Source organism: Limosilactobacillus balticus (genome assembly GCF_014145615.1).
In the GTDB taxonomy this organism is placed as follows: domain Bacteria; phylum Bacillota; class Bacilli; order Lactobacillales; family Lactobacillaceae; genus Limosilactobacillus; species Limosilactobacillus balticus.
The window spans coordinates 50121-62873 of the sequence record NZ_JACIVH010000059.1; the positions used below are offsets into that span (position 1 = coordinate 50121).

General features: G+C 39.1%; 13 protein-coding genes and 1 other RNA gene. 7 read left to right on the forward strand and 7 right to left on the reverse strand.

Going from position 1 to position 12753, the window contains the following annotated elements; genetic code table 11:
• The first annotated feature begins 167 nt into the window (after positions 1 to 167).
• The 6 genes from H5S10_RS03445 to H5S10_RS03470 all read left to right on the forward strand — a co-directional run bounded on the left by H5S10_RS03445 (position 168) and on the right by H5S10_RS03470 (position 7242).
• Positions 168 to 1001 carry an ArsR family transcriptional regulator gene (locus H5S10_RS03445; protein ID WP_407657686.1) on the forward strand — a complete coding sequence of 278 codons (834 nt, stop codon included), beginning with the start codon at positions 168 to 170 and terminating at the stop codon, positions 999 to 1001.
• Between the two features lie 317 nt (positions 1002 to 1318).
• Complete coding sequence (locus H5S10_RS03450) at positions 1319 to 2743, forward strand: sugar porter family MFS transporter (RefSeq protein WP_182588704.1); 1425 nt, start codon at positions 1319 to 1321, stop codon at positions 2741 to 2743.
• 12 nt (positions 2744 to 2755) lie between these two features.
• Positions 2756 to 4378 carry a xylulokinase gene (locus tag H5S10_RS03455; protein ID WP_182586016.1) on the forward strand — a complete coding sequence of 541 codons (1623 nt, stop codon included), beginning with the start codon at positions 2756 to 2758 and terminating at the stop codon, positions 4376 to 4378.
• Between the two features lie 3 nt (positions 4379 to 4381).
• Positions 4382 to 5110, forward strand: a complete 729-nt coding sequence (locus H5S10_RS03460) for an L-ribulose-5-phosphate 4-epimerase (protein WP_003666594.1) — start codon at positions 4382 to 4384, stop codon at positions 5108 to 5110.
• 54 nt (positions 5111 to 5164) lie between these two features.
• Entirely contained in the window at positions 5165 to 6586 is a 1422-nt protein-coding gene (gene araA / locus H5S10_RS03465; RefSeq protein ID WP_094537369.1) for an L-arabinose isomerase, read from the forward strand.
• Positions 6587 to 6672: 86 nt separating this feature from the next.
• Positions 6673 to 7242: a sugar O-acetyltransferase gene (locus H5S10_RS03470; protein WP_182588705.1), complete on the forward strand. Its 570-nt coding sequence runs from the start codon at positions 6673 to 6675 to the stop codon at positions 7240 to 7242.
• An 88-nt stretch (positions 7243 to 7330) separates the two neighbouring features.
• Here the strand turns inward: H5S10_RS03470 and H5S10_RS03475 are convergent, their stop codons facing one another.
• The 7 genes from H5S10_RS03475 to H5S10_RS03505 all read right to left on the reverse strand — a co-directional run bounded on the left by H5S10_RS03475 (position 7331) and on the right by H5S10_RS03505 (position 12344).
• On the reverse strand, positions 7331 to 8173 hold the full coding sequence (locus H5S10_RS03475; RefSeq protein WP_182588707.1) for an aldo/keto reductase: 843 nt from the start codon (positions 8171 to 8173) through the stop codon (positions 7331 to 7333).
• On the reverse strand, positions 8166 to 9263 hold the full coding sequence (locus tag H5S10_RS03480; protein WP_182588708.1) for a GntR family transcriptional regulator: 1098 nt from the start codon (positions 9261 to 9263) through the stop codon (positions 8166 to 8168). The genes H5S10_RS03475 and H5S10_RS03480 overlap by 8 nt, the downstream gene beginning before the upstream one ends.
• A 110-nt stretch (positions 9264 to 9373) precedes the next feature.
• Positions 9374 to 9862, reverse strand: coding sequence for a universal stress protein (locus H5S10_RS03485; protein WP_003666602.1), 489 nt, complete (start codon positions 9860 to 9862; stop codon positions 9374 to 9376).
• A gap of 83 nt (positions 9863 to 9945) precedes the next feature.
• A complete protein-coding gene (locus H5S10_RS03490; protein ID WP_019252601.1) occupies positions 9946 to 10242 on the reverse strand; it encodes a hypothetical protein in 297 nt (98 codons plus the stop codon).
• An 81-nt stretch (positions 10243 to 10323) separates the two neighbouring features.
• Positions 10324 to 10511, reverse strand: a non-coding RNA gene (ssrS, locus tag H5S10_RS03495) — 6S RNA.
• Between the two features lie 36 nt (positions 10512 to 10547).
• Positions 10548 to 11852 carry a replication-associated recombination protein A gene (locus H5S10_RS03500; protein ID WP_182588710.1) on the reverse strand — a complete coding sequence of 435 codons (1305 nt, stop codon included), beginning with the start codon at positions 11850 to 11852 and terminating at the stop codon, positions 10548 to 10550.
• Between the two features lie 3 nt (positions 11853 to 11855).
• Positions 11856 to 12344 carry a YueI family protein gene (locus H5S10_RS03505; protein ID WP_042746802.1) on the reverse strand — a complete coding sequence of 163 codons (489 nt, stop codon included), beginning with the start codon at positions 12342 to 12344 and terminating at the stop codon, positions 11856 to 11858.
• 133 nt (positions 12345 to 12477) lie between these two features.
• Here H5S10_RS03505 and H5S10_RS03510 point away from each other — a divergent pair, with 133 nt between their 5' ends.
• Positions 12478 to 12750, forward strand: a complete 273-nt coding sequence (locus H5S10_RS03510) for a hypothetical protein (RefSeq protein ID WP_182586022.1) — start codon at positions 12478 to 12480, stop codon at positions 12748 to 12750.
• The last annotated feature ends 3 nt before the right edge of the window (positions 12751 to 12753 follow it).

Below are 12753 nucleotides of genomic sequence, written 5' to 3' on the forward strand. Positions count from 1 at the left end.
TATTTTGATATATAAACAATCAACAAAAACGTTACTTCAATTGAACTGAATTATTTTATTATTAAAATAATTAATAAATATGTTGATTGTAGGAAAGGAACAAATAAAAGATGGAAACTATGATTTCAGCAGATTATATTGGCGTTTATAAAGCGTTAGCTTCACCGGTGCGCATAAAGTTGATTAAATTATTATCTAAAAAACAATTGAGTATTATGGAACTTGCGAGTGAAGTTGGATTAAGTTCTACAATTGTTTCAAAACATCTGAATAAATTAGCTGATGTGCATATTATTGAATTTCATCGTGTTGGACATCATAAAGTTGCTAAATTACGTGTTGATCAAATTAATATTCATTTTCCAAAGACAATTTATGAAAAATATAAAATTCATAAAACAGAAGTGCCGGTAGGACAATTTACTAATTTTTCTGTAAAACCTTCTTGTGGATTAGCGGGTTCAACCGGATATATTGGAAAGGTAGATAATCCATCTTATTTTGCTGATCCTCACCGAATGGAAGCAGGGATGATTTGGTGGAATGATGGGTATATCGAATATCAACTCCCTAACCACTTACAAAAAAACGATGAGTTAAAAATGATTGATATTGTAGCAGAATTGGGAAGTGAATTTCCATTTTCTAACAATAATTGGCCATCAGATATTACTATCTCATTAAATGGAACAGAATTAGGATTTTGGACTAGTCCAGGTGATTTCTCAGACGTTAGAGGAAAATATACTCCTTCATGGGTGCCTAACAATGTTAATCAATACGGTTTACAAAAGACTTTTAGAATTACAGATCATGGCACATATCTTGATGGTCAGCCGTGGTCAGATATATCGCTTAGTGATTTAACATATGATCCCGATCGATTTGTTTTACGATTTGAAGTAAAAAAGACAGCTACTCATAAAGGAGGCTGCACGATTTATGGTCATAATTTTGGGAATTTTCATGAAAGTGTTCAAATGAAGCTGTTTTATGAATGATATTAAAATTCATCCGTATAAATAATTAATAAAAATTTAATTAATTTTTAAAGGCTAATTCCAGTTTGTGTGCATTAAACGGGAATTAGTCTTTTTTAGTAGTAAAAAAATAAAAATATTTTTCACATGCATAACAGCTTCTAAGTACAAGATAGACACAGGGTTGTTAAATGTATAAAACGACTTTTCACAATTGGTTATGACTAATTTATAAATATCCACTTGATTTATACGGACGAATATTCTATAGTAATAATTGTTCAATGAAAGCGCGTTCATGTTCATAAAAAACTATTACTTTTTAATTTTTAAGGAGGATGAATGTAATGGCTAAAGCCGAGAAGAAAATATCAAGTGCATTTATCTACTTCTTCGGATCATTTGGGGGCATCCTATTTGGTTACGATATCGGTGTTATGACTGGTGCCTTACCTTTCTTACAAGCTGATTGGCACCTTGAAAATGCAGCTTCTCTAGTTGGGTGGATTACTTCAGCAGTTATGTTTGGGGCAATCTTCGGGGGCGCATTAGCCGGACAACTTTCTGATAAGTTTGGTCGGCGGAAAATGATTTTAATGTCTGCGATTGTATTCATGGTATTCTCCGTTTTATCTGGTGTTTCACCAGACATGGGCGAAGCAAGTGCCTACTATCTAATTATCGTACGGATGCTTTTAGGTTTAGCGGTAGGGGCTGCCTCAGCTTTAGTACCAGCTTATATGTCCGAAATGGCACCAGCTAAAGCGCGTGGACGTTTATCTGGACTCAACCAAACGATGATTGTTTCTGGAATGTTATTGTCATATGTCGTTGACTTCTTATTGAAAGACCTTCCTGGTGAATGGGCATGGCGTCTTATGTTAGGATTGGCAGCTGTTCCTGCTTTAATCTTATTCCTTGGTGTTCTTCGCTTACCAGAATCTCCACGGTTCTTATTACGTAAGGGTGATGAAGCACAAGCGCGAAAAGTTCTTTCTTACATTCGTAAAAATCCAGCTGAGATTGACCAGGAATTAGCAAGTATTAAAGAAACTGCTAAAGAAGAACGACAAGCAAATCAAAAGACAAGTTGGTCAACCTTATTCAGTGGCAAGTATCGTTACCTAGTTATTGCTGGAGTTGGGGTTGCAGCCTTCCAACAATTCCAAGGTGCAAACGCGATCTTCTACTATATTCCATTAATTGTTCAAAAGGCAACTGGCCAAGCTGCTTCTTCAAACTTAATGTGGCCAATTGTTCAAGGGGTCATCTTAGTTATTGGTTCCCTGGTTTACATGTGGATTGCTGATAAATTTAACCGGCGGACATTGTTAATGGTTGGTGGTGCAGTCATGGGACTTTCTTTCATTCTTCCAGCCGTTATTAATTGGATGATGCCAAATATGAATCCGATGACAATTGTTGTGTTCTTATGTATCTATGTTGCTTTTTACTCCTTCACATGGGCTCCGTTAACATGGGTGCTTGTTGGTGAAATCTTCCCACTAGCTATCCGGGGTCGTGCATCTGGTTTAGCTTCATCATTTAACTGGATTGGATCATGGTTAGTTGGTCTTATCTTCCCAATTATGACTGCAAGCATGCCACAAGAAGCTGTTTTCGCGATCTTCGGAATTATCTGTATCTTAGGAGTTATCTTTGTTAAGACCTGTGTTCCTGAAACTCGTGGTCACACTCTTGAAGAAATTGAAGAGCAAGGAACAAACCGTGGTCGAGTAAAAGCCAGCAATCCTGAAAATTAGGAGGAATACTCTATGAATTTACGTGAAACAGCGACACAGTTAAAAAATGGTCAGGCTTCACTTGGAATTGAATTAGGCTCTACCCGAATTAAAGCAGTTTTGATTAATCCAGATTTCGAAACTATTTCTTCTGGGAGCTATACCTGGGAAAACCAATTAAAAGATGGAATCTGGACATACCCGCTGGATCAAGTTTGGGAAGGAATTCAAACTGCTTATGCCAAGATTAAGGCAGACGTCCAAAGTAAGTACCATGTGAGCTTGGATGAAATTAGTTCAATTGGTGTCAGTGCTATGATGCATGGGTATCTACCATTTGATAAAAATAACCAATTACTTGTTCCCTTTAGAACCTGGCGGAACAACATTACCGAAGAATCTGCAGATAAGTTAACTGATTTATTTGATTTTAATATTCCACAGCGATGGAGTATTGCTCACCTCTACCAAGCAATTTTGAACAAGGAACCGCATGTTAAAGATATTGATTTCATTACAACTTTAGCTGGTTATGTTCACTGGAAGCTTTCGGGTGAAAAAGTTTTAGGAATTGGAGATGCATCAGGAGTATTTCCAATCGATGATCAAACATTAACTTATCGTCAAGACTTTATTGAAAAATTCAACTCATTACCAGAAGTTGAACAATACCCATGGCAACTTAAGAATATTTTGCCTGCAGTCCTGGTAGCTGGACGCGATGCAGGTCACTTAACTGCTGATGGAGCAAAGTTACTTGATCCAAGTGGGACTTTGCAAGCTGGTAGTTTGATGGCCCCTCCAGAAGGGGATGCAGGAACTGGAATGGTTGGAACTAACAGTGTTCGAAAACGGACAGGAAATATTTCAGTTGGAACTTCAGCCTTCTCAATGAATGTGTTAGATGCTCCATTAAAGAAACTTCACCGTGATATTGATATTGTTACTACCCCAACTGGTGATCCAGTAGCTATGGTTCATATCAACAATTGTTCCTCAGATATCAACGCCTGGGTTGGATTATTTAGAGATTTTGCTAATGCAATTGGGGCTAAGATTGATACCAATACGCTTTATGAGACCCTATTTGATTCAACGGTTCACTCCGACCCAGATGCTGGTGGATTAATTAATTATAGTTATCTTTCTGGTGAAAATATCACCAAGATTCAAGAAGGACGTCCCTTATTTGTCCGTACTCCAAATAGTAAGATGAACCTCGCTAACTTCTTCCTTACTCAACTCTATGCAGCGTTTGCACCATTGAAGATTGGGATGGATATCTTACTAAATGAAGAACACGTTCAAACCGATGTCATGGTTGCACAAGGGGGACTCTTTGGGACACCGGTTATTGGGCAACAAGTTTTGGCAAATGCCTTAAATATCCCAATTACAATCATGAATACTGCTAGTGAAGGTGGACCATGGGGAATGGCAGTCCTTGCTAAGTACGCTGAGACTTACGGAAAAGAATCCCTAGCAGATTACCTTGACGAAAAAGTCTTTAAGAATCCAGAAAGTATGACCCTTACACCAGAACCTGCTGGTGTAAAGGGATATGAAAGCTTTATTACTCGTTACCAAGCAGGCTTACCTGTTGAAGCATTAGCTGGTGATGACATTAAAGAACGTGAAGAGAAAGGGAGTAAATAGTACATGTTAGAAGATTTAAAGAAAGAAGTTTATGAAGCAAATATGCGGCTTCCTAAACTAGGCCTTGTTTCCTTTACCTGGGGCAATGTTTCAGGAATTGACCGTGAAAAAGGATTGTTTGTTATTAAACCTTCTGGAGTTCCATATGAAGAGATGAAGCCGGAAGATATGGTTGTTGTCAACTTGGATGGTGAGGTAGTCGAGGGTGACTTGAATCCATCCAGTGATACTCCTACTCACACTTACCTTTATAATCACTTCCCAAAGATTGGTGGAGTCGTTCATACTCATTCACCATGGGCAGTAGCGTTTGCAGCTGCACGGATGGATGTTCCAGCAATGAATACCACGCACGCTGATACTTTCTATACTGATGTCCCAGCTGCTGATGCTTTGACGAAGGAAGAAATTGAAGAAGATTATGAGGGTAATACAGGAAAGGTAATCGTTCGTTCATTCAAGGAACGGGGCTTGGACTATGAAGCAACCCCAGCGGCATTAGTAATGCAACATGGTCCATTTACCTGGGGCCCAACACCGGACAAAGCAGTTTATAATGCTAAGGTGTTAGAAGTTGTGGCAGAAGAAGATTATCATGCAATGCAATTAACGCACCAAGATCTTCACTTACCGCAATACTTATTGGACAAACACTATTACCGCAAGCATGGGGCGAATGCATATTACGGACAAAATAATGCGCATTCAAAAGATCATGCAGCTCACGCTTAATTAATTTGGTAGCTACATTTTAAAAACTTTTTAGCATAAAAGGAGTGTAATCTCATGGATATTAAGAATTACGAATTTTGGTTTGTTACTGGTAGTCAATTCCTTTACGGTGAAGAACAATTAAAGTCAGTTGCTGCTGACGCTGAAGATATTGTTAATAAGTTAAACGAAAGTGGTAAGTTGCCTTACAAGGTTGTCTTCAAGGGTGTTATGACAACTGCTGAAGGAATCACTAAGTTTATGAAGGAAGCTAACTACAATGACAATGTTGCCGGTGTTATGACGTGGATGCATACCTTCTCACCAGCAAAGAACTGGATTCGGGGAACTAAGCTTTTGCAAAAGCCACTACTTCATTTGGCAACCCAATACTTGAACAAGATTCCATATGACACCATTGACTTTGATTACATGAACTTAAACCAATCAGCTCATGGTGACCGTGAATATGCTTACATTAACGCTCGTTTACAAAAGCATAACAAGATTGTTTACGGCTTCTGGGGTGATGAAGAAGTTCAAGAAGAAATCGCTGACTGGCAAAATGTTGCAGTTGCTTACAACGAAAGCTTTAACATTAAGATTGTTCGTTTTGGTGATACAATGCGGAATGTTGCCGTTACTGAAGGTGATAAGGTTGAAGCCCAAATGTTCCTTGGCTGGACTGTTGACTACTGGCCAGTAAGTGACTTAGTTGAATATGTAAATGGTATCAGTGAAGATGAAATTGATGCTGCTTACAAGGACTTAGCAAGTCGTTACGAAATGGTCCAAGGTGACAATACTAAGGAACACTATGAACACTCAGTTCGTTACCAACTTCGTGAATACCTTGGCTTGAAGAAGTTTATGGATGAAAAAGGCTACACTGGCTTTACCACTAACTTTGAAGACTTACATGGCCTTGAAGAATTGCCTGGCTTAGCTGCTCAATTATTGATGCGTGATGGCTACGGCTTTGGTGCTGAAGGTGATTGGAAGTCTGCCGGCATGGACCGCTTATTGAAGATTGCTGCGGATAATGTTGCCACTGCCTTTATGGAAGACTACACATTAGATCTTCGTCCAGGTCACCAAGCAATTCTTGGTTCACACATGCTTGAAGTTGACCCAACAATTGCTTCAGATAAGCCACGGGTTGAGGTTCATCCATTAGACATTGGTGGTAAAGATGACCCAGCACGGTTAGTATTTACTGGTCGTGAAGGTAAGGCTGTCGATGTTACCCTTTCATACTTCAACGATGGTTACAAGGTTATCGGTTACTCAGTTGATTGTCACAAGCCAGAAGCTGAAACGCCTCATCTTCCAGTTGCTAAGCAGTTATGGACACCAACTGTTGGCTTAAAGGAAGGTGCTGAACGCTGGATGCACGCTGGTGGTGGTCACCACACAATCTTGAGTTTCAGTTTGAAGCCACAACAAATTAAAGATCTTTTCGGAATGTTAGATGTTAAAGTTGATTTTATTGAATAGTTAATTTTAATTGAAAATCCTCAAAATGGTTCTACTCGGCAAACCTCGAGACGAGTAGAATCATTTTTTATCAGGAGATGGAAATAATGAAAACTGAAAAAGAGAAAATGCTAGCAGGGGAAGTTTTTAATGTTTATGATCCTGAATTAGTTAAAGAGCGTCAATATGCCCGCCAATTAGTTGAACGATTTAATGCTCTTGGTGAAATGAACCCGACTGCAAGCAATACTGTGATTCGTCAACTATTTGGACACGTTGGCGAAAAGTGTGAAGTTCATCCGCAATTCAAGTGCGATTATGGTTATAACATTTATGTAGATGATGATTTCTTCGCTAACTATGATTGTGTCATGCTTGATGTAAGCCCAATTCGGATTGGGAAGCATTGTTTATTGGGACCGCGCGTGCAGATTTATACTGTCAATCATCCCCTTGACCCACAATTACGACGAAATGGAGCTTATGGACAAAGTAAGGATGTCACTATTGGGGATGACGTATGGATTGGTGGCGGGGCAATTATTTGTCCAGGTGTAACTTTGGGTAATAATGTAATTGTTGGTGCTGGAAGTGTAGTGACAAAGTCGTTTGGTGATAATGTTGTTATTGCCGGTAATCCAGCACGGATCATTAGAGAGAATCCATATGTAGAATAATTGATTATTTCCCGGGTTATTTTTAACGCAAAAAGGGAACTAAGATATGGTCATGTGACGGCCGTTATCTTGGTTCCCTTTATCATTCTTAATATTTAAGATTATATTCGTAAACTAGTGCTGGTTCTTTACCTACGCGTGTAAAGTTATTTAAGTTATTAATAGCAGTCATTTCCTCGTTGCTTAATGTGAAGTCATAGATGTTAATATTTTGCTTGATTCGCGCTTCATGAATTGACTTCGGAATGAAGGCGACCCCGCTTTGCAAATGCCAGCGGAGGACAACTTGGGCGGCAGACTTATGATGGTTAGCAGCAATCTTATTGAGGGTTGGATTATCGAGGATGGTTCCACGCCCAAGCGGACTCCACGCCTGGGTAGCAATATCATGTTCCTTATCGTATTGGAGCAAGGGTTGTTGGTTGAGGCGTGGGTGACGTTCAATTTGATTGATGACGGGCATCTCATGTGCTTGGGTAGCAAGATATTGGAGGTGGATCATTTGGTAGTTGCTAACACCAATTGAACGAGTCAGACCTTCTTTCTTTAATTCTTCAAGGGCTGCCCAGGTGTCAAAGAAAGCTCGTTCAATTGGCCAATGAATAAGCAGAAGGTTAACATAATCAAGTTTCAACTTTTGAAGTGAGTCTTTAACAGAGGTGATTGTTTGCTTAAACCCTTGATTAGGTTCCGATACTTTTGTAGTAATAAAAAGTTCCTCGCGAGGTAAGCCAAGTGCCTGTAAAGCATTTCCAACTTCTGCTTCGTTTTTATATAATTGCGCGGTATCAAAAAGACGATAGCCAGCATCATAGGCATACTTTATCGCTGAGGTAATCGTACTTTGATCAGTAATTTTATATAAGCCAAATCCTTCTTGAGGCATTGATTGACCATCAGCAAGTAATAATTGTTTTACTTCATTATTCATTGGTATTCTCCTTTGTAATAAGCGGAGCAGTCGATTGTCCCTTAATTATTGTTGGGGTATAAACTTTTGAAGTGACTTCTTCGCCTGCAATCATTTTTAAGATCATTTTCCCGGCATCTTCCCCTAGTTGACGTTTGGGGTGATTAGCAGTAGTGAGGCTAGGGGAGATAATTTGTGCCATTTCATAGTTATCAAAACCTATTACTGAAATATCAGTCGGCACTTGTTTTCCTTGTTTCTGAAGATGACTAATAACTCTTGTTGCAAGGCGGTCATTATAGCAGGCAATAGCAGTAATATCATTATTACTATTAAGCATCATATCGATTTTTTTAATAATATCTTCGTAATTTTCGCTCGATTGGTACATAATAACATTTGATTTAGTGGTGGGGATATTATTATCTTGATATGCTTTGATCATTCCAGCCATGCGGTCAACCCCTTGTTGATCATCTATTTGGAATACTCCTAAAATATTAGTGTGTCCAAGACTAAAGAGGTATTTCACTAAACCCTCCTCTGCTTCCCGATCTTTTGTCAGTAAAGAAGGAAAATCAAAGCCAGGATAAGTGGAGTGAAATAGGATTGTTGGAATTTTATATTTCTGGACTTGACGATAAAGGTCTAAGTTAGGATTAGGCATGGCACTTTCAGACGGCTCAATAATTAATCCAGCAATTTGAAGATCCAACATATTTAAGATTGTTTGGCGTTCACGTTTATGGTCATTAAGCGTATTCCCAACGATCATTGAGTAACCTTGTTCTGTTACTATACTATCAATTCCGGAAATGATTGGAGGAAAGATATAGTCAGCCATATGAGTGCTGATTACCCCAATGATTTTATTCTTTTCACTTTTTGTCCAATCACGTTGCCAGTCTTGAACAAACATCCCACCACCTTGAATACGGTAAATATAGTGCTCGTTTTCTAGGTCACCAACAGCGCGACGAATTGTATACCGAGAGACATTGAACCGTTTCATTAAGGCACTTTCGGTTGGCAATTTTTCATTGATTTTGTACTTTCCATCAATAATTTCGTTTCGTAAAGTTTGCTTTACTGTTTCATACTTCACTTCCAATACTTTGCGCTCCTATCTTAATAAAAGTAGTTTTGAATATATAAAAAATGCCCCATATAATTAGCAACCTGCTAACGCCTATGAAGCATTTGATTGATTTTATCTTGATATTAGAACCGACGCTTCTTTGGATTTTCGATTGGCTTGTTATCCAAATCGGTCCGTACTACTAGAACATCACAAATTGCTGTTCGGGTAACAAATTCGGTAACAGAACCGATCAAAATTCGTTCAACAGCGTTTAGCCCAGTAGCACCAATCATGATGAGGTCAGCACCCATTTCCTTTGGCATATCCCGAGCAATAATTGTCTTTGGAGCACCATATTCAATGGAGTAACTAGCATTTTCAACACCGTGCTCTTTAGCATAGTCGATGTACTTGTCTAAAGTCTTCTTTGCAGTTTCTGTAACTTGCTCAACCATTGAAGTATCGAAACTAGAAATATTTTGGAATGCACGTGTGTCAACAACGTGAAGTAAACGTAATTCAGTGTCTGCACCATTACGTTTTGCTACAGCGACAGCTTTCTTAAAAGCCAATTCAGCTTCTTTAGAACCATCAACAGGAACTAAAATGTGTTTGTATTCTTGTGCCATAATTGTAGTGCCCTCCTGAAATCTTTATATTATATACTTATTATACACTTTTTCACTATTGAGCGTAAAGCGCCTACGAAACATTACTTACGATGATTTATGCGAAAATCAGCAGTAATTGCGAAGGCCATTAATGTTTCGCTTACACAGCCAATGATTATCATAATAACTAGGAATCCAGTATTGTTTGTCCATCCAGAAATGATACTTAGAATGCCGACGATGGTCATCACAATCCCCCAATTTTTTAATTGTGGAGCTAAATATTTGCTTTTAGTAGGGTCAAAAACAAGAAACGGTTTATGGATGTGAGTTAAGAGAAAGATTCCTTCAAAAAGAGCAATCAAACCAAACAGGGTCATTAGAAGTGGTAACAACATAAAAATCTATCCTATCTATAATGAAATTAAAATGAGGGTGAGAAAAAGCAAAAGTCTTTCTCACCCTCACTAAATATGTACGAAAACTCCGTTGGTGCCGTTAATTGTCATTCAGTGTTGACCTGTATTTAAGACAGGTGGGACACGGCTGCCTAATATTCAACTACCAAGTGTAAAGGCATGTTGTCCAAAAGGCAATGCACTAGTCCCAAAGTAATAAGATTGTAAGGCAAACCTGCGTTTAGACAACGCGTACACTACAGAATTTTCACTTTTATAATAGCATTTTTAAGTAGTTGGCGCAATTATTTGCTCGGGTGATGTTTACCTCGTAAAGTATGTTGTTGTGCCTTCCGTAATTGCCAATATTGACGGCCTAAACTGGCTTCAAAACGACCATTATTTTTTGGCTGGTAATATTGAGCATCTTTGATTCGGTCAGGCAAGTATTGTTGAGCTACCCAATCTTGGGGATGGTCATGAGGGTAATCATAATCTAGCCCGTGGCCTAACTTAGCAGCTCCTTTATAGTGGGCATCTTTAAGGTGAGCTGGAACGTCACCAAAGCCACCTTGCCGAACCTGAGCAAGAGCTTCGTCAATTGCATTAATTCCCGAATTGGATTTTGGTGACAGGCATAATTCGATGACAGCATCTGCTAAGGGAATTCGTGCCTCTGGAAAGCCAACTCGTTCTGCCGTTTGAACTGCCGTAACAGCTCGTTGCACAGCAGGCATATTGGCGAGACCGATATCTTCGTAGGCTGTGACCATTAAACGTCGTGCAATAATAGGCAGGTCACCGGCTTCGATTAAACGTGCAAGATAGTGGAGGGCTGCATCAGTATCTGACCCGCGAATAGATTTTTGAAAGGCCGAAATGACATCATAATGAGCATCGCCATCTTTATCAGCGGATAATGCTTTCTTTTGGACGCTTTCCTCGATAATTGGTAGCGTAAGATGTACTTTTCCATCTTCACTTGGATCAGTTGATTTGGCCGCAAGTTCTAGCCCATTTAATGCACTTCGAAGGTCACCATTGGTTGCTGCTACTAGTTGGTCCTCAGCATTTTCTTCAAGGACTAATGGTAAATTACCTAAGCCGCGTTCCTTATCAACCAATGCATGCTGGATAGCAATCTTCATCTCATCAGTCGAAAGTGGGTGAACCGGAAAAATTTGGGTTCGACTACGAATTGCGGGATTAATGCTGATATATGGATTTTCTGTTGTCGCCCCGATGAGGATGATTCGTCCATTTTCGAGGTGCGGAAGAAGAAAATCTTGTTTTACTTTATCTAACCGATGAATTTCGTCGAGTAGTAAGATTACCGTCCCGCTCATCTTAGCTTCTTCTGTGACAATTTGTAAATCCTTTTTTGTATCAGTTGCCGCATTTAGTTTTCGAAAAGCATATTTAGTTGAACCGGCAATCGCACTGGCAATACTAGTCTTACCAGTTCCGGGAGGACCGTACAGAATCATTGAAGAAAGCATTTTTGCTTTAACCATGCGTGAGATGATTTTACCTGGTCCCACAAGGTGCTGTTGACCGACCACTTCATCTAACGTTCGTGGCCGCATTCGATAAGCAAGTGGTTGTTGCATAAATTAGCCACGATCCTTTCTATGGAAGAGGTGGTGGAAAAAGCTTTGATGTTGAGCATTTGTTTTTTCAGCCGTATGATTATTTGAATTTACCAGATTAGGATATCGTTTTTTGACATCGACTGGTGATTGGTAGACAGCTGTTTTTGCTGCTACGACAACTGCTAATGAATCTGGATCAGTTTTATATTCCGGATCAGTTTTTAATGTAAACTGAGCATTATCTTTAGCGGCAGTTTGAATGTATGGATGAATTTCATCGTGAGGAAGATTACCGTTGATAAAAACTAGGTTGCCAATTCCACGATCTAACTCGGCAGTTAATGCCTTTGTCCAATCTTGTTCGTGTAGTTCTTGAACACTAATTGTTAGACAGACGCGTTCACGGAATGTTCCGAGGTATTTTCGCTGTTCATCGGGCTTGATTTTTGGTGTACCGTAAACAGCATTGTCAATTCGCTGTTGAGCAGCACTTTTTTCTTGTTCAGACATATTGAACGCCTCCTTATCATGCAATTGTAACACGAAATGCCGAAAACTATATTTCTTGATAATATTATAATTTTTGTTATATCATGACTATGAAGAAACAAAAGTAAGCTAACATATAAGGGAAGTGATTATTATGTTTAGTGCAGTATTTTGGGTTTTAGCATTTTGGTTTATTGTCAATTTAGTCTGGACAATTGCGCGCCTTAATAATCGGATGATGTCAAGAACGTTTGCCTGGATAAATGTAGTGGCAGTAGTAATTGGCTTTTGGACGTTCTATGCTGCCAGCAATGGGGGTGGCGGAGTTGCTCCTTGGTTTCGGTTGATTAATTGGACTAATATTGTCCTTGCGATTTTTCAATTTTATAATGGATACCGCCCACATCAATATGGTAAAAAATCGTAGTTC

Coding starts and splice junctions, on each gene's coding strand:
- H5S10_RS03450 (WP_182588704.1), top strand. CDS start 1,319: ATGAATGTAATGGCTAAAGCCGAGAAGAAAATATCAAGTGCATTTATC.
- H5S10_RS03455 (WP_182586016.1), top strand. CDS start 2,756: ATGAATTTACGTGAAACAGCGACACAGTTAAAAAATGGTCAGGCTTCA.
- H5S10_RS03460 (WP_003666594.1), top strand. CDS start 4,382: ATGTTAGAAGATTTAAAGAAAGAAGTTTATGAAGCAAATATGCGGCTT.
- araA (WP_094537369.1), top strand. CDS start 5,165: ATGGATATTAAGAATTACGAATTTTGGTTTGTTACTGGTAGTCAATTC.
- H5S10_RS03470 (WP_182588705.1), top strand. CDS start 6,673: ATGAAAACTGAAAAAGAGAAAATGCTAGCAGGGGAAGTTTTTAATGTT.
- H5S10_RS03475 (WP_182588707.1), bottom strand. CDS start 8,173: ATGAATAATGAAGTAAAACAATTATTACTTGCTGATGGTCAATCAATG.
- H5S10_RS03485 (WP_003666602.1), bottom strand. CDS start 9,862: ATGGCACAAGAATACAAACACATTTTAGTTCCTGTTGATGGTTCTAAA.
- H5S10_RS03490 (WP_019252601.1), bottom strand. CDS start 10,242: ATGTTGTTACCACTTCTAATGACCCTGTTTGGTTTGATTGCTCTTTTT.
- H5S10_RS03500 (WP_182588710.1), bottom strand. CDS start 11,852: ATGCAACAACCACTTGCTTATCGAATGCGGCCACGAACGTTAGATGAA.
- H5S10_RS03505 (WP_042746802.1), bottom strand. CDS start 12,344: ATGTCTGAACAAGAAAAAAGTGCTGCTCAACAGCGAATTGACAATGCT.
- H5S10_RS03510 (WP_182586022.1), top strand. CDS start 12,478: ATGTTTAGTGCAGTATTTTGGGTTTTAGCATTTTGGTTTATTGTCAAT.